Annotated in this window: 22 protein-coding genes, 1 tRNA gene and 1 pseudogene; 13 read left to right on the forward strand and 11 right to left on the reverse strand. The window is 58.3% G+C overall.

Translation table 11 applies throughout. From position 1 onward, the window contains the following. Position 1: 1 nt before the first annotated feature. Positions 2–1,114: an amidase gene (locus DJ564_RS21400; protein ID WP_109633116.1), complete on the reverse strand. Its 1,113-nt coding sequence runs from the start codon at positions 1,112–1,114 to the stop codon at positions 2–4. Positions 1,115–1,904: 790 nt separating this feature from the next. Between DJ564_RS21400 and DJ564_RS21405 the strand changes: the two genes are divergently transcribed. The 7 genes from DJ564_RS21405 to DJ564_RS21435 all read left to right on the forward strand — a co-directional run bounded on the left by DJ564_RS21405 (position 1,905) and on the right by DJ564_RS21435 (position 10,228). Then, positions 1,905–3,056 (forward strand): ABC transporter substrate-binding protein, encoded by a 1,152-nt coding sequence (locus tag DJ564_RS21405; RefSeq protein WP_109633118.1) that lies wholly within the window; start codon positions 1,905–1,907, stop codon positions 3,054–3,056. 107 nt (positions 3,057–3,163) lie between these two features. Continuing rightward, positions 3,164–4,201, forward strand: a complete 1,038-nt coding sequence (locus DJ564_RS21410; protein WP_109633119.1) for a branched-chain amino acid ABC transporter permease — start codon at positions 3,164–3,166, stop codon at positions 4,199–4,201. Beyond that, a complete protein-coding gene (locus DJ564_RS21415) occupies positions 4,198–6,000 on the forward strand; it encodes an ATP-binding cassette domain-containing protein (RefSeq protein ID WP_109633121.1) in 1,803 nt (600 codons plus the stop codon). The genes DJ564_RS21410 and DJ564_RS21415 overlap by 4 nt, the downstream gene beginning before the upstream one ends. Further along, positions 5,997–6,791 carry an ABC transporter ATP-binding protein gene (locus DJ564_RS21420; RefSeq protein ID WP_178082315.1) on the forward strand — a complete coding sequence of 265 codons (795 nt, stop codon included), beginning with the start codon at positions 5,997–5,999 and terminating at the stop codon, positions 6,789–6,791. The genes DJ564_RS21415 and DJ564_RS21420 overlap by 4 nt, the downstream gene beginning before the upstream one ends. Before the next feature lie 75 nt (positions 6,792–6,866). Next, the gene (locus DJ564_RS21425; RefSeq protein WP_109633125.1) at positions 6,867–7,853 is read left to right on the forward strand and encodes a ketopantoate reductase family protein; all 987 of its coding nucleotides are present in this window, start codon (positions 6,867–6,869) and stop codon (positions 7,851–7,853) included. 23 nt (positions 7,854–7,876) lie between these two features. Next, complete coding sequence (locus DJ564_RS21430) at positions 7,877–8,641, forward strand: class II aldolase/adducin family protein (RefSeq protein WP_178082316.1); 765 nt, start codon at positions 7,877–7,879, stop codon at positions 8,639–8,641. A gap of 15 nt (positions 8,642–8,656) precedes the next feature. Next, the gene (locus tag DJ564_RS21435; protein ID WP_256597445.1) at positions 8,657–10,228 is read left to right on the forward strand and encodes a methyl-accepting chemotaxis protein; all 1,572 of its coding nucleotides are present in this window, start codon (positions 8,657–8,659) and stop codon (positions 10,226–10,228) included. 18 nt (positions 10,229–10,246) lie between these two features. On the opposite strand, the gene DJ564_RS21440 is transcribed toward DJ564_RS21435, so the two are convergent. Continuing rightward, entirely contained in the window at positions 10,247–11,227 is a 981-nt protein-coding gene (locus tag DJ564_RS21440; protein ID WP_109633127.1) for an AraC family transcriptional regulator, read from the reverse strand. On the opposite strand from DJ564_RS21440, the gene DJ564_RS32085 reads away from it, so the two are divergent. From DJ564_RS32085 to DJ564_RS21455, 4 genes and pseudogenes are all read left to right on the forward strand, one after another. Then, entirely contained in the window at positions 11,213–11,446 is a 234-nt protein-coding gene (locus tag DJ564_RS32085) for a hypothetical protein (protein ID WP_162556230.1), read from the forward strand. The two genes, DJ564_RS21440 and DJ564_RS32085, sit on opposite strands and share 15 nt — an antisense overlap. Before the next feature lie 106 nt (positions 11,447–11,552). Then, positions 11,553–12,896, forward strand: coding sequence for an MFS transporter (locus DJ564_RS21445; RefSeq protein ID WP_218277763.1), 1,344 nt, complete (start codon positions 11,553–11,555; stop codon positions 12,894–12,896). 110 nt (positions 12,897–13,006) lie between these two features. After that, entirely contained in the window at positions 13,007–13,483 is a 477-nt protein-coding gene (locus DJ564_RS21450) for a MarR family winged helix-turn-helix transcriptional regulator (RefSeq protein WP_109633129.1), read from the forward strand. A gap of 110 nt (positions 13,484–13,593) precedes the next feature. After that, positions 13,594–14,077, forward strand: a pseudogene (locus DJ564_RS21455) (OprD family outer membrane porin); the annotation flags it as partial. A gap of 166 nt (positions 14,078–14,243) precedes the next feature. On the opposite strand, the gene DJ564_RS21460 reads toward DJ564_RS21455, so the two are convergent. The 9 genes from DJ564_RS21460 to thrS all read right to left on the reverse strand — a co-directional run bounded on the left by DJ564_RS21460 (position 14,244) and on the right by thrS (position 21,700). Beyond that, a tRNA-Pro gene (locus DJ564_RS21460) sits at positions 14,244–14,320 on the reverse strand. An 89-nt stretch (positions 14,321–14,409) separates the two neighbouring features. Beyond that, positions 14,410–14,766 carry a MerR family transcriptional regulator gene (locus DJ564_RS21465; protein WP_003179985.1) on the reverse strand — a complete coding sequence of 119 codons (357 nt, stop codon included), beginning with the start codon at positions 14,764–14,766 and terminating at the stop codon, positions 14,410–14,412. After that, a complete protein-coding gene (gene ihfA, locus DJ564_RS21470) occupies positions 14,747–15,049 on the reverse strand; it encodes an integration host factor subunit alpha (protein ID WP_002553164.1) in 303 nt (100 codons plus the stop codon). The genes DJ564_RS21465 and ihfA overlap by 20 nt, the downstream gene beginning before the upstream one ends. A gap of 3 nt (positions 15,050–15,052) precedes the next feature. After that, complete coding sequence (gene pheT / locus DJ564_RS21475; protein WP_109633130.1) at positions 15,053–17,434, reverse strand: phenylalanine--tRNA ligase subunit beta; 2,382 nt, start codon at positions 17,432–17,434, stop codon at positions 15,053–15,055. A 26-nt stretch (positions 17,435–17,460) separates the two neighbouring features. Then, on the reverse strand, positions 17,461–18,477 hold the full coding sequence (gene pheS / locus DJ564_RS21480) for a phenylalanine--tRNA ligase subunit alpha (protein ID WP_109633133.1): 1,017 nt from the start codon (positions 18,475–18,477) through the stop codon (positions 17,461–17,463). A gap of 109 nt (positions 18,478–18,586) precedes the next feature. Continuing rightward, positions 18,587–18,943, reverse strand: coding sequence for a 50S ribosomal protein L20 (gene rplT, locus DJ564_RS21485; RefSeq protein ID WP_007905879.1), 357 nt, complete (start codon positions 18,941–18,943; stop codon positions 18,587–18,589). Positions 18,944–18,971: 28 nt separating this feature from the next. Further along, positions 18,972–19,166 (reverse strand): 50S ribosomal protein L35, encoded by a 195-nt coding sequence (rpmI, locus tag DJ564_RS21490; protein WP_002553160.1) that lies wholly within the window; start codon positions 19,164–19,166, stop codon positions 18,972–18,974. Between the two features lie 60 nt (positions 19,167–19,226). Beyond that, a complete protein-coding gene (infC, locus tag DJ564_RS21495; protein WP_169857083.1) occupies positions 19,227–19,778 on the reverse strand; it encodes a translation initiation factor IF-3 in 552 nt (183 codons plus the stop codon). Next, positions 19,778–21,700, reverse strand: coding sequence for a threonine--tRNA ligase (gene thrS, locus DJ564_RS21500; RefSeq protein ID WP_010455934.1), 1,923 nt, complete (start codon positions 21,698–21,700; stop codon positions 19,778–19,780). The genes infC and thrS overlap by 1 nt, the downstream gene beginning before the upstream one ends. Before the next feature lie 373 nt (positions 21,701–22,073). Between thrS and DJ564_RS21505 the strand changes: the two genes are divergently transcribed. Both DJ564_RS21505 and DJ564_RS21510 read left to right on the forward strand, forming a co-directional pair. Continuing rightward, complete coding sequence (locus DJ564_RS21505; RefSeq protein WP_109633134.1) at positions 22,074–22,376, forward strand: hypothetical protein; 303 nt, start codon at positions 22,074–22,076, stop codon at positions 22,374–22,376. Positions 22,377–22,666: 290 nt separating this feature from the next. After that, the gene (locus DJ564_RS21510) at positions 22,667–22,879 is read left to right on the forward strand and encodes a cold-shock protein (protein WP_007905882.1); all 213 of its coding nucleotides are present in this window, start codon (positions 22,667–22,669) and stop codon (positions 22,877–22,879) included. The last annotated feature ends 52 nt before the right edge of the window (positions 22,880–22,931 follow it).

The following is a 22,931-nucleotide window of genomic DNA, read 5'->3' on the forward strand; positions in this document are numbered from 1 at the left end:
ATTACTCTTCCAGGCGCCGGACCAGTTCGCGGGCGACTGCACACAGCAGTTCGTCCGCGCCATGGGCGGCAATGAGTTGAAGGCCGACCGGCAGTCCCGAAGCGCTTTCCAGAGGAATGCTCAGAGCCGGATGACCGGAAAGGTTGAAAGCGCGTACCAGGGAGGTCATGCCCAGGGCGGCGTGAGTGTCGGCCGCATCGGCGACCGGCAACGGGAAGTCGGGCATGGTCGGCATGGCCAGAATCGGGGTGATGGTCAGGGCTGCGTCCACTTCTGCGATAAACGCGCGACGGATGATTTCAGCCTCTTCAACGGTCTCGGCCGAGGTCAGACTGGCGGCACGCAGACGGTCGGCGACATCGCTGCCAACCCGACCGGTTTGCAGAAGATGACCACATGCTGCCCAGGTTTCGGCGTTGATGATCACCATCCCGGCACCATACGCGGCGGCCATGCCAGGCAGCGTTTGCTCAAGCAACTTGAAGCGCGAACGGCCCAGCGCCTGGTTCACCACCAAGTGGATCTGTTCGTTGGCCTCTACCGCGACTACACCGATAGCAAGATGCTCAGGCACCGGAACGGAAGTGAACGTGGGATCAATGATGTGCATCGCTTCAATCAAGTGATCGATATCCAGTGCCAGAGGGCCTACGCAATCGAGGGTACTGCGCGCAGGCATCACACCCTGACGGCTGATACGACCGAAGGTTGGCTTGAGACCGAATACACCACAGCACGCTGCTGGAATCCGTACCGAACCGCCGGTATCGGTACCCAGCGCGAAGTCGCAAAGGCCTGCCGCCACCGCAGCTGCCGAACCACTGGAAGAGCCACCCGGTATATAGCCCGGATAGCGCGGATTGGACGCCGTGCCGGTCCATGCGTTGAGGCCGGTGGTGCCGAATGCCAATTCATGCAGGCTGGTTTTACCGGTGATCCGGCAGCCCGCATCCAGAACAGACTGAACCACGTGTGCATGTTCGCCGGCCGCCGGCGCATCGGCCAGTGCGCTGCTTGAAGCGCGGGTCGGATAGCCGGCGATATCAATGGTGTCTTTCACCATGACCGAAAGGCCATTCCCTCCCAAGGCTAAATCCTCAACAACGATCGACATGCTCTTTACCTGCTCGTTATGTGTCACCAGAACGGATGACCTCGGCACACGGGCCGGGGAAAACGCTTAAATCTAAAATCGTAATATTTACGTGAAATGTCAATTGAATTTTACCAAATAAAACAGTGTGTATTTTCGGTGCATATTTTCCCTTTTCGCACCAGCAGCGTGCAGTTTGGTAACACTGCCGCAAAAACATCAAATCCTGAATATTTTGAATTTTTATCTTATAAATCAGTTAATTACTTATTTTTTACGAGCAGAAGCCATCGAACCATTTAGAAAAATGTTGAGCATGGACCTCTCTGAAAAACCAAACAGGAAAAAATAAATCAGCCCAAAAATGGCAGCATAAAACGTCGTAACAAATCGCTATTTTTTAGTTTTTTTATAAGCTTATTTTTTGGTCGTTTGAGGGATTCCTTGACACAGATCAAAGCCTTGTTGGGCATGGCGTGCATCGGGTTTTTCCCGCCCTTCACATCCCCTACCTCGAGTCCTTCGGATCACCTCGACTGAACCGCCTCGAAGCGTTCGCATCAGGCATCGCAGTAACGGCTTTCTGCCATGCACCGAAAAAATTCTGGCATGCAATCTGCTTTTGCTCTCTTCGCCTTCGACCGATCACTCATGGTCGACCGACACCCTGATGGCTCGGTAACAGAGCATGGGTGTCGCCGCAGTTCGATAACTAAAACAGGGCCGTACCTTGGGCCGTACTCACACCACGTCGTGGTCGGGGCGGCTGGCCATTAGCCTTTTGCAGCGTTGCAACTCTTCGGAGAAAGTCATGCTTTTCAGAAAAGCCGTGTCCACGTTGTTGTTGAGTGCCGCCTGCGCCGCCGCTGCGCAGGCGGATGTGAAAATCGGTGTCATTACCTCCTCCACCGGACCGATCGCACTGGTCGGGCTACCACAGAAAAACACCGTACCGTTGCTGCCGACCCAGGCCGGCGACCAGGTGGTGAAATACATTTCTCTGGATGATGCGAGCGACCCGACCGCTACGGTGAAGGCGCTGAAAAAACTGATCGACGAAGAAAATGTCGATGCCATCATTGGCCCGAGCGGTTCGCCCAACGCCATGGGCGTGATCCAGTTCGTCGCCGAGGCAGGCGTGCCATTGCTGGCACCGGTCGGCACCGCCGCCGTGGTGTTGCCAATGACCGAGCAGAAGAAATGGGTATTCAAGACCACGCAGAACGATGACCTGATCGCCAAGGCGCTGTTCGAACACATGGCCAAAAAAGGCGTGAAGACCCTCGGCTTCATCGGCACCGGCGACCCTTATGGCGAAAACTGGGCCAAGGTCATGGCTGGCCTGGCAGCGCAGCAGAACATCAAGGTCGTGGCCAATGAGCGCTTCCAGCGCCAGGACACTTCGGTCACCGGGCAGAGCCTGAAAATTCTCGCCACCCGCCCCGATGCGGTGCTGGTCGCAGCGCCTGGCAGCTCGGCGGTGATGCCGCAGACCACCCTGTTCGATCAGGGCTATCGCGGCCAGGTCTACCAGACCCACGGAGCGGCGCTGCAAGACTTCCTCAAGCTGGGCGGCAAGAAGGTCGAAGGCACCATTCTGGCGGCCAGCCTGATGCTGGTACTCGATGAAATCCCGGACAGCCATCCTTCGAAGAAAATCGCCAGCGACTACACCACGGCTTACGAAAAGCTCAACGGCAGCAAACCGGCGACTTTCGGTGGGAACACCTTCGATGCCGGTCTGCTGCTACAGCAGGCGATCCCGATTGCAGCCAAAAAAGCAGCACCGGGCACTCCTGAATTTCGTGCTGCCCTGCGTGATGCGCTTGAGCAAAGCCACGAACTGGCCGGCACCCAAGGCGTTTACAACATGACGCCACAGGATCACAGCGGTTTCGACGAGCGCGGGCGCGAATTGATCGTGGTGAAAAACGGCAACTGGATGCTGTTGCACGACAACTGATCGAAACCCGGGCGCACAGCCCGTTGCGCGCCCTGCCCGCTTGACGGCGAGTCGACCCGCGCCGGCAAGCGGGCCTGATATTCAATCTGTAGAAAAGAGCTCTCATTATGAATTTCCAGATAGCCATGCTGCTGGGCCAGGACGGTATGACCAACGGCGCGATCTATGCGCTGTTGGCCCTGTCGATCCTCCTGGTGTTCACCGTGACCCGGATCCTGCTGATTCCCCAGGGTGAATTCGTGACCTACGGCGCCTTGACCATGGCCACTTTGCAAAGTGGTCACCCGACTGCACTGGTCTGGCTGCTGCTCGGCCTGACGCTGATCGATTGTGCGCTCGATGTAGGGGGCGCGGCGCGCTCAAGCCAGGCCTTTCGGTTCCCCGTGCGCATTCTCTTCAAGCTTGGCTATGCAGGTCTGCTGGCGGTGTTGATCAACACCTTGCCGTTGGCCGAATTGCCGATGGCGGTCCAGGCCTTGCTGACGCTGGCGTTGGTGGTTCCGCTGGGGCCGCAAATCTACCGCCTGGTGTTCCAGCCGATCGCCTCGGCCAGCTCACTGGTCTTGCTGATTGTGTCGATCGCCGTGCACGTCAGCATGGTCGGCATCGCCCTCTTGCTGTTCGGTCCCGAAGGTGCCCGCACCCGACCGTTCTCCGAAGCCGGCCTGGAGCTGGGCCCGGTCACCTTCAACAGCCAGACGCTCTGGGTGCTGGCCGTGTCCCTGGGGCTGATCGTCGGACTGTATCTGTTCTTCGAGCGCACGCTCTATGGCAAAGCCCTGCGTGCCACCGCGGTTAACCGCATGGGTGCCAGGCTGATGGGGATCTCGCCGACCCTCGCGGGCAAGTCGACCTTCCTGCTTGCGGCGCTGATTGGCACGCTGTCGGGGATCCTGATCGCCCCGATCACCACGCTGTATTTCGATTCTGGTTTTGTAATCAGCCTCAAAGGCTTTGTCGGCGCGATCATCGGCGGGCTGGTGAGCTATCCGGTCGCCGCGCTCGGTGCCCTGGCGGTGGGCCTGATCGAAGCATTCTCGATGTTCTGGGCCAGTACCTACAAAGAGATCATCGTGTTCACGCTGATTATTCCGTTCCTGCTTTGGCGTTCGTTCACCAGTCGTCATGTGGAGGAAGAAGAATGAATTCGCGCTATCTGTTGCTTGCCCTGTTGCTGGTGGTGGGCGTTGCGCCGCTGCTGTTGCCGCCGTACTACGTCACCCTGCTCAATTACATCGGCATGTACGCCATGGTCGTATTGGGGTTGGTACTGCTCACGGGTGTCGGCGGCATGACCAGTTTCGGTCAGGCCGCGTTCGTCGGGCTGGGCGCCTACACCTCAGCCTACCTGACCACCACTGAACAACTGCCGGCATGGCTGGCCTGGGCCGGGACGTCACCGTGGCTGACGCTGCTGGTGGGCGTGGTGCTCACCGCCTCAGTGGCACTGATTCTCGGCGCCCTGACACTCAAGTTGTCAGGGCATTACCTGCCGCTGGGAACGATTGCCTGGGGCCTTTCGTTGTACTACCTGTTCGGCACCCTGGAATCCCTGGGCGGCCATACCGGTGTCGGCGGCTTGCCATCGATTTCCTTGTTCGGCCTGAAGCTGGATAAGGGAGAGAATATTTTCTACCTGATCTGGGCCCTGCTGTTGCTGGCGATCGTCATCACGCAGAACCTCCTGAATTCTCGCGAAGGCCGCGCCATTCGCGCACTCAAGGGAGGTCAGGTAATGGCCGAGTCGATGGGGGTCAACACCTTCCGCTCAAAGATGGTGATCTTCGTCATCTCTGCAGTGTTCGCGGCCATTTCCGGCTGGCTCTATGCGCACACCCAACGCTTCGTCAACCCGACGCCGTTCGGCCTGAACATGGGCATTGATTACCTGTTCATGGCACTGATCGGTGGTGTCGGCAGCGTGTGGGGCGCCCTGCTCGGCGCGGGCATCCTGACCCTGCTCAAGCAATGGCTGCAGGACTGGTTGCCACACTTGATGGGTAACACCGGCAACTACGAAATCATCGTGTTCGGCATCTTGATCGTGGTGCTTATGCAGCGCGCACCGGGGGGGCTGTGGCCCTTGCTGACGCGCCTGATACCGGCCCGGTTCAGGGTCCGCGCCAAGGTCCGGAATGTCGACGCCCAAGCTGCACCCCTGCCCCGCCGGCAACTGCCCAAACATGGCGAACTGATCCTTGAAGCGCGCAATGTGACCAAGCGCTTTGGCGGACTGGTGGCCAACAACGACATGAGCCTGGAAATCCGTTCAGGTGAAATCCTCGCGCTGATCGGTCCTAACGGTGCCGGCAAAAGCACCATGTTCAACCAGCTCTCCGGCGTCGATACACCGAGCAGCGGCGAAGTGCTGTTCATGGGGCAAAAAATCAACGGCCTGAACTCGCGGCAAGTGGCGCGCATGGGCATGAGTCGCACCTTTCAGCACGTGAAACTGCTGGGCAACATGAGCGTGCTGGAGAACGTCGCCATTGGCGCGCATTTGCGTGGCCAGCAAGGCGTGCTGTCGGCGGCTCTGCACTTGGATCGTCGCGAGGAAGCCGAACTGCTCGGCGAAGCCAGACGTCAGCTGGAGCGCGTAGGCCTGGGCGATTACTTGTATGAAGAGGCCGGGAGCCTGGCACTCGGCCAACAGCGGATTCTGGAAATCGCCCGCGCCTTGTGCGCCGATCCGTGCCTGCTGCTGCTCGACGAACCCGCCGCCGGTTTGCGCCTGAAAGAAAAGGAAGCCCTTGGCATCCTGCTCAGCCGCCTGCGCAGCGAAGGCATGGCGATTCTGCTGGTCGAGCACGACATGGACTTCGTCATGGGCCTGGTCGATCGCGTGGTGGTCATGGAGTTCGGTCAGCGGATCGCCCAGGGCCTGCCCGAAGACGTACAGAAGGATCCAGCCGTGCTGGAAGCCTATCTGGGAGGAGTTGAATGATGAACATGCAAGTGGAACCGCACCTCGCACCGCGCAACCAGGTCGACGACGCCGTGCTGGAGATCAAAGGCTTGAGCGTGGCTTACGGCAAGGTCGAAGCGCTGAGCGACGCCAGCCTGACCGTCGGCAAGGGTCAGATTGTGACGGTGATCGGCCCCAACGGCGCCGGCAAAACCACCCTGCTCTCGGCCATCATGGGCGTGCTTGGCTCCCGGGGTCAGGTGCATTTCGACGGCAGCCTGGAAACCTTGCCGGAAGTGGAAGTGATGGTCTCGCGGGGCCTGGGCCTGGTGCCGGAAAAACGCGAATTGTTCACCAGCATGAGCGTGGCCGACAACTTGCTGCTCGGCGCTTTTCAACGCCATCGCCGGGGCGACCGTCGCTACAGCGAAACGCTTGGCGAAATCTACGAACTGTTCCCACGCCTGTGGGAACGCCGCGAGCAATTGGCGGCGACGTTGTCCGGCGGTGAACGGCAGATGCTCGCCGTGGGCCGGGCGCTGATGGCCAAGCCCAAGCTGCTGATGCTCGACGAGCCAAGCCTGGGTCTGGCGCCGCTGATTACCCGGGAGATCTTCCGCATCATTACGGCGCTGCGGGAGCAAGGGGTATCGATCCTGCTGGTCGAGCAGAACGCGCGTGCCGCCCTGCGGGTGGCCGATTACGCCTATGTGCTGGAAACCGGCCAGATCGCCATGCAGGGCCCGGCGCAGCAACTGGCTGATGACCCCCGCGTGATCGAAGCCTATCTCGGGCTGGCCAGCAAGCATCAGGAAATGCTCGCCAACTGACCACCGCCCTGCCCCGGCGCCCGTAACGGCGCCGGGTCCGGCCTTCCCAGGCTTTTCTGAACATCCGGAGTCACGATGAACGCTTCCCCCTTGCGCATCGGCATCGCCGGCGCCGGTGCCATCGGCTGCACCCTGGCGGCCCGTCTTGCGGGTAACGGCCATACGGTCAACGTACTGGCCCGAGGTGAAACCCTGACCGCCATCCGCCGCGACGGCATCCACTTGTCCGATCTGGACGGTCAACATCATGTACGAGTTGAGGCCAGCGACGATGCTGGCAGCCTAGGCGAGCAAGACCTGATATTCCTCTGCACCAAGGCACAAGCCCTGGCCAGCCTGCTGCCGCAACTGCAACCGATGATCGGCGCCGAGACGGTGGTGATCCCGGTGATCAACGGCGTGCCATGGTGGTACTTCCACGGTGAAGGTGGACGCTACGACGGGCAACGGGTGAACGCGGTTGATCCGCAGTCGACGCTCAACCAGGCCCTGGACCTGCGCCACGTGATCGGCTGCGTGGTGTTCATCACCGCGCACTGCCCGGCCAATGCCGTGGCTGAATCGAACACCCCGCACCTGATGATTTTCGGTGAGCCTGACAACCGCCTCAGCCCCCGCCTGGAGCGTGTGCGCGCATTGATCGAAAGTGTCGGTATCGAAGCACGAGCCACCGACCACATCCGCGACAATCTGTGGACCAAGATCATCGCCAACCTCACCTCCAACCCGCTCTCAGTGATTACCGGCGCGACGCTTGATCAGCTTTACAGCCTTCCGGAGTTACGCGACCTGGTCAGCAGTTGCCTGCACGAAGCCTTGCTGACGGCCGCCGCGTACGGCGCGCGCGTGAGCATCGATCCACGGACCTTTCTCGAACTCGGCGCCGGCATGGGCGCCGTGCGCACCTCAATGCTGCAGGACTATGAGAAAGGCCGCCCTCTGGAGTTGGCCGCCATCGGCGACGCTGTGCTGGAGTTGGCCGATGGCATGGCGATCCCAATGCCCGTTACTCGACACCTCATTGCCCTGGCACGCTTTCGTGGCGAACAGGCCCGCCACTGAATCACTACGACAAGGACTCAGACATGGACCATACCCCAATGACAAACCCGCACGCGTACAGCGACGAAGAATGGGCACTGCGCGTGCAACTTGCGCACTGCTACCACCTGGTGGATTTCTTCGGCTGGAGCGAGACGATCTTCAACCATATTTCCGCACGCCTTCCCGGCCCGGCACACCATTATCTGGTCAACCCGTTCGGCCTCAATTACACCGAAGTGACGCCGCAGAACCTGCTCAAGGTCGACCTGCACGGCAAGAAGCTCGAGGACTCACTCTACGACGGCAACCCCGCCGGTTTCGCCCTGCACAGCGCGGTGCACGGTGCCCGTTCGGACATTCAGTGCCTGATCCATACGCACACCACGCCGATTTCGGCCATCGTCATGAAGAAGGCCGGTTTTGCCCATAACGACTTTTACGGTGCACAACTCTTCGGACGGATCGGCTACCACACCTTCGAAGGCATCACGCTGTTCGATGACGAAAAAGCGCGGATGATCGACAGCCTTGGCGACAAGCACATCCTGGTGCTGCGCAACCACGGCATTGCCGTCGGCGAAAGCAGCATTGCCAAGGCGTTCTTCCTGCTGTGGACGGTGCAGCGCGCCGCTGAAATTCAGTGCCAGGCCGGCGCTCTGGGCGGTGAGGACAATCCGCTGCCTGAAGCGATCAGCCAGAAATGTGCCGAACTCACGGCCATGCTCATTCGGGACAGCGGCTTCGCTGTGAAATTTTTCGACGCCATGGTTCGCAAAATGCGCGCCGAACGCGGCCAATGCTGGTAATCGCGGGAGCGTTCAGTGGCTAAGTCAAAGGAATACACGCCGCCGCCCATCGTTGCGGCGCAGCCGGAAATACCGATCTCGCGCCTGGATACTCGCGGCCATCTGATGGCCTGCAACGATGCCTATGTGGCGCTCAGCGGTTACGCCCGTGAGGAGCTGCTCAACCAGCCGCACGAACTGATCAATCATCCGCTGATGCCCAAGCGAGTCATTGATCGCATGTGGGAGACCTTGCGCAGCGGTGTGCCCTGGACAGCGCCCATGATGGGACGCGATAAACAGGGCACGACGTTCTGGTGCAATCTCTATGTGGTGCCACTGCTTGAGGGCGGTCAGCTGAATGCACTGGGTACTGCGTATCACCCGATGGACGCCGCTCAAAGCCTGAGAGCGGAAAAACTCTATCGACGCTTGAATGACGGCCACGGTCCGCTGACTTTTGCCCGGCGCGTGCAGGAACATTCCAGCACTCAGGGCATCGCCTGGCTGCTGGGGCTTGGTGTCACGGGCGCGATGGTCGTCGGACGGATCGACCTGGCACCGGGCCTGCTGGTGCTCGGCGGAGTACTCGCCGCGGGCTGGCAATGGCGAGCCAGACAACATGCGGACGTCCGCCGGATCATGGCCCGGCACGAGCAGGTCTACAGCGACGCGTTGCTGGCCCCGCTCCAGGAAGGCATCGCCAGCGTCGCCAGCCGTTTTGACATGGCCCTCTACAGCCAGAACACGCGAATGCGCACCGTCATGGCGCGTATCCGGATCAACGGCGAGACCGTGCGTCAACGCGCGCAAGAATCGTCGACACTGGTGCAGACCCAATCCGGGCACCTGCAACGGCAACTTGAAGAAGCCGAGCAGTCCGCCGCGGCCATCCATCAAATGAGTGCCACGATCCAGGAGCTGTCGCGAAACCTGCAACACGCGGCAGAGGCCACCCAAGCCGTCGACCGCTTGGCTCGCGATGGTGACCGGATGTCCGGGCAAAGCCAGCGTTCGATGACCGGACTGTGCACCTTGGTCGAGGAAATTGGCCAGGCAGTCAGCCGCCTCGCGGAATCGATCGAATCAATCAGCGGTGTCGCGCATGTGATTCGCAGCATCGCCGAACAGACCAATTTGCTGGCACTGAACGCGGCCATCGAAGCGGCCCGCGCCGGCGAGACCGGACGCGGTTTCGCGGTGGTCGCCGATGAGGTACGCAGCCTCGCGACCCGCACCCGTGAATCCACGGAGCAAATCCAGCGCTCGATCGAGCAGTTGCGTGACGGCAGCGCCCTCGCCCTCGCCACCGCGCAACGCGGCGAATCGGCCGCGCGGGAATCACGCGAAGACGTATCGCAGGTCCAAACCGCATTGCGGCGCATCTGCGAGGAAGTCGGACAGATCTCCGGCATGAGTTTGCAAATGGCCTCGGCCATCGAACAGCAAGGTCAAGTCGCCCAAGAGATCAATGGGCAGATTTCCCAGATCGTAAACCTGGCGCAAACCAGCAGCGACCAGTCCCGACGCAATACCCAGATCGGCGAGGAGCTGCATCAACTGGCCAACTCCCAACTCGATCTGGCCCAGCGTTTTCTACAGGGCTGAGCAATTCATTCTCATGCATCAGGCCTGACGTCGCAGGGTCTCGGAAGGCAGGCAGCCGTACTGCTTGCGGTACTGCATGGCGAAATGACCGAAGCTGGCGACCCCGTGACGCAACAAGATATCCGTCACGCTGTCGGCCGGTCCGGCCTGCTGCAGGGCTACGTGAACCAAGGCCAGCCGACGAGTGCGGACATAGTCGCTGGGGGTTTGCTGGAGAAACCGCGTGAAGCCATTTTGCAAGGTGCGGATCGACACGTCGCAGAACTGCGCCAGGCTCGCCAGCGCAATCGGTTCGCCCAAGTGCTGCTCGATGTAGTCACGGGCATTCTTGACGTGGTGAGGCATTGGTTGGCGCTGATTTTGCAGCAGATCGACCGAATAATTGTGCGGCAACTGGGTCAGCAGCACCGACAGCAAATAGTCCGACAGGCTCCCGCCCATGGTCGAGGTCAGCAACGTCTGGCTGGCATCGCCATAGAGCTGGCAGATGTAATCCAGGGTAGTCCGTACCATCGCCATGCCCTGATGCTCGGCGTCGACCTGAATGTCGAACACCAACGGCTGACGCAAACGCCGATTGAGCAAGACTTGCAGCTGACGCTCGAGGGCCAGTCGATCGACGCGCAAAATCAGGTTGCGGCAGTCCTTGTCGATACGGATAAAACTACGCTCCGAAGGCGAAGAAATGGTTAGCCCGTCCTTGCGCAAAATCGCGTTCTGTTTACCCAGGCTGACCATGCCGCTGCCTTCCAGGGTGACCCGAATCAGGTAGTAGTCACTGATATCGCCGGCGTCGATTTCCACCGGTGCACCGTAGTGCAAATCGAACAACGCCGAGCTGCCGAAAAACACGCCGTACAGCTGCGATTGCAGGGCGCCGCCCTGCTGCATTTTCATCTGGTGGGGCCACAGGTAATGACTGACCCGATCCTTGACCTCGCCAAACCCGCCGGAACTCAGAAGGCAATGATGACGGAGCGAAGAGTGTTGATCGAACATGCTGAAGCACCTCCAGAAAATGACACCGTTGCCCGCAGGCACATCGATAATTTAGTGGAAATGGAAAGCAATTTTCACGCCACGCAAACGCTTTCTGCGCGCCCGGAACAGCCTCTGCGTCTGGTGCATAGAGTCAAGGCAAACAAGGGCTTAAAAAGGTCCTGCAGCACACACATGTCAAGCCATTGGCAACCTGGAACCGCACAACAAAACCAATAAACGCACCAGGGCAAGGCGCTCGGGTAACGACGGCGTCACCAATACACCCAACTGCGAACCGCTGCCGCCGACTGACTGATTGCCAACCCTGAAGGGGCCAAACAGCATGACCAGCAAAACACCGACCGAGGTCACCCGCAAAAGCTATGCCTACGAATGGTATGTCGTTGCCGTTTGCATGCTGGCCTATATTTTTTCGTTCATCGATCGTCAGATCCTGGCGTTGATGATCGAACCGATCAAACACGACATGCAGTTATCCGACACCCAGTTCAGCCTGCTGCACGGCCTGGCTTTCTCCCTGTTCTATGCCTTCATGGGCATGCCCATCGCGCTGCTGGCGGACAAATTTTCCCGCCCGAAAATCATCGCCATCGGCATTGCGTTCTGGAGCCTGGCGACGGCCCTGTGCGGGGTGAGCAAAAGCTTCCTTCAGATGTTTATGGCCCGCATCGGTGTCGGGATTGGTGAGGCGGCCCTGTCGCCGGCCACCTACTCGATGCTCAGCGATATGTTCCCCCGGGAAAAACTCGGGCGCGCCGTGGCGATCTACTCGATCGGCTCGTTCATCGGTGGCGGCGTGGCCTTTCTGATTGGCGGCTACGTCATCGATTTGCTGAAGAACCTCGACAGTGTCGCCGTACCACTGCTAGGCGAAATGCGGCCATGGCAGGTGACGTTTTTTCTGGTGGGACTGCCGGGCATTCTCGTTGCCCTGCTGATTGCCCTGACCATTCGCGACCCGGCTCGCAAGGGCTTGAAACTGGACGCCGAGGGCAAGGTCCATGCGCCCAGTATGAAACAGGCGTTCAAGTTCCTTGCAGTGCACCGCAAGACCTTTTTCTGCCATTACCTGGGGTTTTCGTTTTACGCGATGACGCTGTTCTGCATGCTTAGCTGGACCCCGGCCTTCTATATGCGCAAATTCGGCCTAGCCCCCAGCGATACCGGCTACATGCTTGGGATCGTGGTGCTGCTAGCCAATACCAGCGGCGTATTTTGTGGAGGTTGGCTGATCGACTGGCTAGCGAAAAAAGGCTACAGCGATGCGCCGATCCGCGCTGGAGTCATCGGGGCAATTGGCATGGCCTTGCCCGCCATCGCGTTCACCCAGGTCAGCGAACTGTGGATGTCCGTGGCGTTGCTGGCACCGGCGATGTTCTTTGCTTCGTTCCCAATGCCGGCGTCAACCGCAGCCATGCAGATCCTGCCACCCAATCAGATGCGAGCGCAGATCAGCGCGCTGTTCCTGCTGATTTCCAATCTGATCGGCCTGGGTCTTGGTACCACGCTGGTCGCGCTGCTCACCGACAGGCTATTCCAAAATCCGGCCATGGTCGGCTCATCGATTTCCCTACTCAATGCCTTCGCAGTCGCACTCACTCTGCTCTTGCTGATCAAGGGTTGCCGACACTTCCGTGAGAGCCTCAAACACGAAGGCCTGGCCTGACGTCCTTACCTGAGGCACGCTATGGCGTGTCTGCTGGTTTTTTGCCGCGGGTGGCGCGACAATGGCGCCCGCTATCAAACCCGCTCACCTGAAAGACTACGCCAACCTTTATGACCACCCCGAAAAAGCGCCTGAGCCGATACAACCCCGCCAGCGAAGACTTCAAGAAGGAAGAGTTCCCCTTCTACTGGCTGGCTCGCCTGCACGGCCGCTACTCCATGGCCATGGAGAAAGCGCTGAAAAAAATCGATATGGACATACCGCGCTGGCGGATTCTGTTCATCCTCAAGGAAAATGGCGAGTCGAGCATTTCGGAAATCTCCATCCATGCCATCGCGAAGCTCTCGACCATCACCAAAATTGTCTATCGCATGAAAGCCGACGGCCTGATAGAGACCAACACCAGCGCCAGCGACGGGCGCGTGACTCAGGTCTCACTCACCGATGTCGGCCGCCATACCATTGAAGAAATCCAGCACGGCACCAGCGATATCTTCCGCACCAGTTTCAAAGGCCTGACCGAGGCCCAGATCACCAAACTGAACGGAACACTTGAAAAAATATTCAATAACCTGCCGGAAGACTGAGCTGTAAAAACCCACGCGGTGGGCACTGGCGACAGTTTGCATGCCTTGAATAGCAGCCGTGTACAGCAGAAATCCGATAGCTGACCCCTTTACATGCAATCGCGCAGTGCGTGGATTACAGAGCGACCAAAGACCTGACCTTGTAGCACTACTACGGCAACCTGCAGGACTTTTACAAACAGAGCTTTCAGGGTCTCAAATACGATTGGCAGGTCGGCCCCGGCACACTGCGTACCGGCCTGCGACACTTCGACAACTGCTCCGATGGCGCCAACGGTCATGACCCGGATTTCTACACCTTCCACTACTACGGCGACGGCGTCACCAAAGGCAAGGTCGACAGTCGCCTGAGCAGCGCGCAATTTCACCTACCTGCTGAACGGCCACACCTTCGCCGCCGGCCTGCAGCAGGTCAGTGGCGACAGCGATGCGGTCTGGTTGAACCAGGGTGACGGTCCGGCGGCCTATTTCATGACGGAGTCGATGATCGGCAAGTTCCAGCGCGCCGGGGAAACCATTTGGCAGGTTCGCCATGGCTATGACTTTGCGAAAGTCGGGATTCCCCGCCTGAGTTTCCTGGGCATGTACGAAAGCTTCGATCCAGCTCACTTATCAAGCCGGACCAAAGCCCTGCCCGGAACAAACACCGACCTTGGAATCAGCTGAGGCGCCCACCAAGAGCCAGTCGTTTTGTAGGGGTAAAAACGACCAAAAATAAAAAAGGGTCGCGAGATAAAATCTCGCAACCCTTTGAATTATATGGTCGGGACGGAGTGATTCGAACACTCGACCCCTAGCACCCCATGCTAGTGCGCTACCGGACTGCGCTACGCCCCGACTAGGCGTGAAACTCATCCTTCATCTCGAAGAACGCTCAAGAATATATCGCAAGCTTTTGAAAACTGGAAGTATTCAAACGCAGGAAATTATTTCTTGAGGACAACCAGCACATCTTCCAACTCGGCAATCATCTGCCGAATCATCTGTTTGTATTGGGTGGTGTCGTCTTTGGCTTCGTCACCGGACAAACGCAGACGCGCGCCGCCGATGGTGAACCCTTGATCGTAAAGAAGCGCGCGAATCTGCCGGATCATCAGCACGTCTTGTCGCTGATAATACCGGCGGTTTCCGCGGCGTTTGACGGGGTTGAGTTGAGGAAACTCCTGCTCCCAATAGCGCAGCACGTGCGGTTTTACGGCACACAGCTCGCTGACTTCACCAATGGTGAAGTAGCGTTTGCCTGGGATGACGGGTAGCTCGTCGTTATGACTTGGTTCCAGCATAAGCCTCAACTCGGGCCTTCAACTTCTGCCCTGGACGAAAGGTGACCACACGGCGAGCCGTGATCGGGATTTCTTCACCCGTTTTCGGATTGCGGCCAGGCCGCTGGCGTTTGTCCCGAAGGTCGAAATTGCCGAAACCGGACAATTTGACTTGTTCGTTGTCTTCAAGAGCGTGCCTGATTTCTTCAAAAAACAGTTCGACCAATTCCTTGGCCTCCCGTTTATTCAGGCCCAGCTCTTCATACAGACGTTCCGCCATCTCAGCTTTCGTCAGAGCCCCCATACGTCACTTCCTTAACGTGGCGTTCAACCTTTGTTCGAGCGAGGTGAGGATGTTTTGCGTCGTGGTATTCACCTCATCGTCATTAAGAGTGCGCGATGGATGCTGCCAGGTCAAGCCGACTGCAAGGCTTTTTCTATCAGGATCAATGCCTTTACCCTGATACACGTCAAATAGCCTGAGGTCTGTGAGCCATTCGCCTGCATTTTCACGGATTACGTCCAGTACGGCACTGGCCGCAACGTCCGTGGCCGCAATCAGCGCCAGGTCACGACGCACTTCAGGAAAGCGCGACAACTCCTGGAATTTAGGCATTTTTCCCAATGCCACTTCGGCCAGAACCAGCTCGAAGACGAACACCGGACGGTCGAGACCGAGGGTTTTCGACAATTCAGGGTGGATAGCGCCGACGAAACCGACCAGGCGACCCTCACGTTCGATGCGCGCGGTTTGACCCGGGTGCAACGCAGGGTGTTTGCCCGGCACGAACGTGAACGAATCCAGTGCACCGGCAAAGCCCAGCACCGCTTCCACGTCGGCTTTGACGTCGAAGAAATCCACGACATCGCGGCCCTGCGCCCAGCCTTCCGGCAGACGGCTACCGCAAACAACACCCGCAATCATCGGCTCTTGCTTCAGACCATCCAGCTGCCCCACGAAACGCAGGCCGCTTTCGAACAGACGGACGCGATCCTGCTGACGGTTCAGGTTGTGCTGAAGCGCCTTGACCAGACCGGGCCACAGAGACGAGCGCATGGCCGCCATGTCGTTCGAGATCGGGTTGGCCAGAAGCAGCGGCTCGACACCCGGATTAAACAACTCGAATTGTTTCGGATCGATGAAGCTGTAGGTGATCGCTTCCTGATAACCACGTGCTACCAGCAGGCGACGCAGTTCAGGCAGATCGCTACGCGCTTCGGCCTTGGCTTGTGGTGCAAGGCGAGCTTGCGGGTAACGAACCGGCAGACGGTTGTAGCCGTACAGACGGGCCAGCTCTTCGATCAGGTCGACTTCCAGGCTGATGTCGAAACGGTGGCTTGGCACTTCAACGCGCCACTGCCCTGCCCCATCGGCAGAAATCGTCAGGCCCAGGCCGCTGAGCAGACGCTCGACTTCGGCCGACTCCATCTCCATGCCCAGCATCTGAGTGATGCGCTGCGCACGCAGGGTGACCGGAGCAATCTTCGGCAGGTGCTGTTCGCTGACGGTTTCGATGATCGGGCCAGCTTCGCCGCCAGTGATTTCCAGCAGCAGGCCAGTGGCGCGCTCCATGGCTTCACGGGCCAGTTGCCAATCGACGCCACGCTCGTAGCGGTGCGAGGCATCGGTATGCAGGCCGTAGGAACGGGCCTTGCCAGCGACGGCGATTTGATCGAAGAACGCGCTTTCCAGGAATACGTCGCGCGTGGTCGCGGTGTTGACGCCGCTGTGCTCGCCACCCATGACGCCGGCAATTGCCAACGCGCGGGTGTGGTCGGCAATCACCAGCGTATCGCTACGCAGGCTGACTTCCTGACCATCGAGCAGCACCAGCTTCTCGCCTTCTTCGGCCATGCGCACACGGATGCCGCCATTGATTTCGGCGAGATCGAAGGCGTGCAGCGGCTGACCCAGTTCCAGCATCACGTAGTTGGTGATGTCGACGGCCGCATCGATGCTGCGCACGTCGCCACGACGCAAACGCTCGACCATCCACAGCGGCGTAGGCTTGGACAAGTCGACGTTACGGATCACACGACCCAGGTAACGCGGGCAAGCGGCAGGCGCCAGCACTTCGATCGAGCGCACTTCGTCGTGCACGGCTGGCACGGCAGGCACCACCGGACGGGTGACTTCAGCGGCATACAGCGCGCCAACTTCACGGGCCAGACCGGCCAGGGACAGGCAGTCGCCGCGGTTCGGGGTCAGGTCGACCTCGATGCTGGCGTCGTCCAGGCTCAGGTACTCACGAATGTCCAGACCGACCGGCGCATCCGCCGGCAATTCCATCAGGCCGTCGTTGCCTTCGCCGACTTGCAGCTCGGCTTGCGAGCACAGCATGCCGTTGGACTCAACGCCACGCAGCTTGGCTTTCTTGATCTTGAAGTCGCCCGGCAGTTCGGCACCGATCATGGCGAACGGGATCTTCAGGCCCGGGCGCACGTTTGGTGCACCGCACACAACCTGAAAGGTCTCCGAGCCATTGCTGACCTGGCAAACACGCAACTTGTCAGCGTCCGGGTGCTGCTCAGTGCTCAGCACCTCGCCCACGACCACGCCACTGAATTCACCGGCGGCCAGCGTAACGCTATCGACCTCAAGACCGGCCATCGACAGACGAGCAACCAGCTCGTCGCGACTTACCTGCGGGCTTACCCAGCCGCGCAGCCATTGTTCACTGAATTTCATCCTGCTCTCCTAAGAATTCGTTACGACTAGCGAAATTGCGCGAGGAACCGCAAGTCGTTGTCGAAGAACAGACGCAAGTCGTTCACGCCGTAACGCAGCATGGCCAGACGCTCAACGCCCATGCCGAAGGCAAAGCCCGAAAACTCTTCCGGGTCGATCCCGGACATGCGCAGCACGTTCGGGTGAACCATGCCGCAGCCCATCACTTCCAGCCAGCCAGTCTGCTTGCAGACGCGACAGCCTTTACCACTGCACATCACGCATTCCATGTCGACTTCAGCGGACGGCTCGGTGAACGGGAAGTACGAAGGACGGAAACGCACGGCCAGTTCTTTTTCGAAGAACACGCGCAGGAACTCTTCGATCGTCCCTTTCAGGTCGGCGAAGTTGATATCGCGGTCGACCAGCAGGCCTTCGACCTGGTGGAACATCGGCGAGTGGGTGATATCGGAGTCGCTACGGTACACACGGCCTGGGCAGACGATGCGGATCGGCGGCTGTTTCGATTCCATGGTGCGGACCTGTACCGGCGAGGTATGGGTGCGCAGCAACATGTTGGCATTGAAATAGAAGGTGTCATGCATCGACCGGGCCGGGTGATGGCCTGGGATGTTGAGCGCTTCGAAGTTGTGGTAATCGTCTTCGACCTCAGGGCCTTCGGCGATGCCGTAGCCAATGTGGGTGAAGAACTGTTCGATACGTTCCAGAGTACGCGTAACCGGATGCAGACCACCCGAGGTCTGGCCGCGGCCAGGCAGGGTCACGTCAATGGACTCGGCAGACAGTTTGGCGGCCAGGTCGGCCTCTTCAAACAGTGCCTTGCGGGCATTGAGAACCTCTGTGACACGCTCCTTGGCAACGTTGATCAGGGCGCCGACTTGCGGACGCTCTTCTACCGGCAAATTCCCCAGGGTCTTCATCACCTGAGTCAATTCACCCTTCTTGCCAAGGTAGTGAACCCGGATTTGCTCCAGGGCATTGATATCTTCAGCGCTTTGCACAGCCTCTAGTGCTTGAGAGACGAGCGCATCCAGGTTTTCCATGTACAGACTCCAGATACAAAATAGGGGAAGAGCTTGAAGGCTCTTCCCCTATTTATGACGTTTAACACCTGGCCCCACAGAGGTGAGGCCGGGTGACTGTCGGGGGTACTTAAGCCAAGGTGGCTTTAGCTTTCTCGACAATCGCAGCAAACGCCGCTTTTTCGTTCACTGCCAGATCAGCCAGAACCTTACGGTCGATCTCGATGGACGCTTTTTTCAGGCCGGCGATGAAACGGCTGTAGGACAGACCGTTGATACGTGCACCAGCGTTGATACGAGCGATCCACAGAGCGCGGAACTGACGTTTTTTCTGACGACGGTCACGGTAGGCGTATTGGCCTGCCTTGATTACCGCTTGCTTGGCAACACGGAATACGCGCGAGCGAGCGCCGTAGTAGCCTTTAGCAAGTTTCAGAATTTTTTTGTGACGTTTACGGGCAATGACGCCACGCTTTACACGAGCCATGAGTTACTTCCTCTATTCTTGACTAAAATTAACGAAGGCGCAGCATGCGCTCGACTTTTGCCACGTCAGACGGATGCAGCAAGCTGCTACCGCGCAGTTGACGCTTACGCTTGGTCGACATTTTAGTCAGGATGTGGCTCTTGAAAGCGTGCTTGTGCTTGATACCGTTAGCAGTTTTCAGAAACCGCTTAGCAGCACCACTTTTCGTTTTCATTTTTGGCATGTTCGGATACTCCGCATTCAGTTGATAAACATAATCAGAAGGCCTGCCGTGCCCTGATGATTACTTCTTCTTTTTCGGGGCGATGACCATGATCAGCTGGCGTCCTTCCATCTTAGGATGCTGTTCGACCGAACCGTACTCGAGCAAGTCACCTTCAACTCGCTTGAGGAGTTCCATCCCCAGCTCCTGGTGGGCCATCTCACGGCCGCGGAATCGCAAGGATACCTTGGCCCTGTCCCCATCACTCAGGAAACGTACCAGGTTGCGCAGTTTTACCTGGTAATCCCCTTCCTCCGTCCCTGGACGAAACTTGATTTCTTTAACCTGAATCTGCTTCTGGTTTTTCTTGGCCGCGGCAATCTGCTTCTTCTTCTCGAAGATCGATTTGCCGTAGTCCATCAGTTTGCAAACAGGGGGTACTGCATCGGCGGAAATTTCCACCAAATCCAGTTTGGCCTCTTCAGCCTTAAGAAGCGCGTCTTCAATTGACACAATCCCAAGCTGTTCACCTTCAGCCCCAATTAACCGAACCTCGCGTGCCGAGATATTCTCGTTGATCGGGGCTTTCGGTGCAGCTCGTTTATCTTGTCTCATTTCACGCTTAATAGTAATTACTCCGAATCTGGGCGACCACGCCGGGAAACCGCTTGCGCGAGAAACTCAGCGAACTGGGCGACGGGCATCGAGCCCAGGTCAGCACCTTCACGAGTACGCACAGCGACAGTCTGCATCTCGACTTCCCGATCTCCGATAACCAAGAGATAAGGAACCTTGAGCAAAGTATGCTCGCGGATTTTAAAGCCGATCTTTTCATTTCTCAAGTCAGACTTGGCACGAAATCCGCTTTCATTGAGGGTTTTTTCAACCTCGGCGGCAAAATCGGCCTGTTTGTCAGTGATATTCATGATCACTGCCTGGGTCGGAGCCAGCCACGCAGGGAATGCACCCTCGTAGTGCTCGATCAGGATTCCGACGAAACGTTCGAAGGATCCGAGGATCGCCCGGTGCAACATCACCGGGTGCTTGCGACTGTTGTCTTCGGAGACGTATTCGGCTCCCAGACGGACAGGCAGGTTAAAATCGAGCTGAAGGGTACCACACTGCCAGACACGGCCGAGGCAATCTTTCAGCGAGAATTCGATCTTCGGACCATAGAATGCACCCTCGCCCGGCTGCAGATCATACGGCAAGCCAGCGCTATCAAGGGCTGCAGCCAATGCAGCTTCGGCGCGATCCCACAATTCGTCGGAACCCACGCGTTTTTCCGGACGAGTGGACAGCTTCATTTCGACGTCTTTAAAGCCGAAGTCGGCGTAAACGTCCATGGTCAGCTTGATGAATGCGGCGGATTCGGCTTGCATCTGCTCTTCAGTGCAGAAGATGTGGGCGTCATCCTGAGTGAACGCACGCACGCGCATGATGCCGTGCAGCGCACCCGATGGCTCGTTACGGTGGCAAGCACCGAATTCGGCCAGACGCATCGGCAACTCGCGGTAGCTCTTCAGGCCCTGATTGAACACTTGCACGTGGCAAGGGCAGTTCATTGGCTTGATTGCGTAGTCGCGGTTTTCCGACTGCGTGGTGAACATGTTGTCGGCGTAGTTGGCCCAGTGCCCGGATTTCTCCCACAGACTGCGGTCAACGACTTGCGGAGTCTTGATCTCCAGATAGCCGTTGTCGCGCTGAACCTTGCGCATGTACTGCTCGAGCACCTGATACAAAGTCCAGCCGTTCGGGTGCCAGAACACCATGCCCGGCGACTCTTCCTGGGTATGGAACAGGCCCAGGCGCTTGCCGATCTTGCGGTGATCGCGCTTTTCAGCTTCTTCGATGCGCTGGATGTAAGCCGCCAGCTGCTTCTTGTCCGCCCATGCGGTGCCGTAAACGCGCTGCAATTGCTCGTTCTTGGCATCGCCACGCCAGTAGGCGCCGGACAGCTTGGTCAGCTTGAAGGATTTCAGGAAGCGCGTGTTCGGCACGTGCGGGCCGCGGCACATGTCGACGTATTCTTCGTGATAGTACAGGCCCATGGCCTGTTCGTTCGGCATGTCCTCGACCAGGCGCAGCTTGTAGTCTTCGCCACGGGCCTTGAACACTTCGATCACTTCGGCGCGCGGAGTGACTTTCTTGATCACGTCGTAATCTTTTTCGATCAGCTGCTGCATGCGCTGTTCGATCGCGGCCAGGTCGTCCGGAGTAAATGGACGCTCGAAGGCGATGTCGTAATAGAAGCCTTCGTCGATGACCGGACCGATGACCATCTTGGCCGTCGGGTACAGTTGCTTGACCGCGTGGCCAACCAGGTGGGCGCAAGAGTGGCGAATGATCTCCAGCCCCTCTTCATCCTTTGGCGTAATGATTTGCAGCGTGGAATCGCTGTCGATGATGTCGCTGGCGTCGACCAGCTTGCCATTGACCTTGCCGGCAACGGTGGCTTTGGCCAGGCCAGCACCAATGGATGCGGCGACCTCGGCTACGGAAACCGGGTGATCGAATGAACGTTGACTGCCGTCGGGAAGAGTAATAGTTGGCATGGCGCCTCCTCTCCTAGTGGTGACCCCTACCAAAGGTCACGTGGGTTGGGATGAGCCAGTACAAGATCCGATCCAGGCCATTCAATGACGAACGCCTGCCTTACAGCGGCAGGAGCCTTGCGGCCAACCGGAAAACCGAACCAGAGTGACTGGGATTCAAATCAGGGTTATTCGCGCATCTGCCGCCACCGGGACTGAAGGTCATCCGGAGCCTGCAAACGCCCGAGCGAGGCATGCTAGCACAGATGAACGGTCGTCGATGCAACGAGGCTTTATGCCGGGGCAAATCATGCAATTTATGCCAGAGTGCTGAACTTGAACCCTGCTTTACCCCTCTAGATAACAAGACATTGACCCACAAGGAGCATCCAGCATGCGTCTGAATCGTTTGTTCGCAGTCGTCGCCCCCATCGTTCTGCTGCTGCCACTGGCCGCCCACGCCGATTGGCCCAAGGGCGAGCGCGATAAATACATGGCTCAATGCACACAGGCTGCAACCCCGCAGATCGGTGCTGCCGCAGCGAAGGCTCACTGCGCTTGCGGTGCTGATGCGATCAAATCGTATCCGGCCGGCGATATCCAGGCGCTGATGGACAACAAGGCCAGCCCGGATTTGCAACAGAAAGCACTCGGCCAGATAGCCAAATGCAAGGCCGATACACCGGCGAAAAAGTGACAAAAAAGTCCTTTTGACTCAGCTTATCGCTGATAAAAAGTGCTGCATTTGAGCTTTTTCGTACAATTTATGCAGGATTTACAGGTTTTTTTATCGTCTTTACTTTCGGCTGAAAGCCTTGTAAAACGGGGCTTTCAGCTACATCAAGCAGCAAACGGAACGCGACTGTAGGGCAAACAGCACGTCCGGGGGGCTCCCAAAGCGAACATTTCGACTATGATACCCCGGTGTGCCCAGTTGGCCTGAGCAGCACAGCACTACTGAAAATATATGTTTCTTGGAGATACACCATGTCTAATCGCCAAACCGGCACCGTTAAATGGTTCAACGATGAAAAAGGCTTCGGCTTCATCACTCCTCAAGGTGGCGGTGACGACCTGTTCGTACACTTCAAAGCTATCGAAAGCGACGGTTTCAAAAGCCTGAAAGAAGGCCAGACCGTTTCCTTCGTGGCTGAGAAAGGCCAAAAGGGTATGCAAGCTGCACAAGTCCGCGCTGAGTAATTTTCAGCCGCACTAAAAAAACCCCGTCCATGTGACGGGGTTTTTTATGGGC

The organism is Pseudomonas sp. 31-12 (assembly GCF_003151075.1).
Taxonomy (GTDB): Bacteria; Pseudomonadota; Gammaproteobacteria; order Pseudomonadales; family Pseudomonadaceae; genus Aquipseudomonas.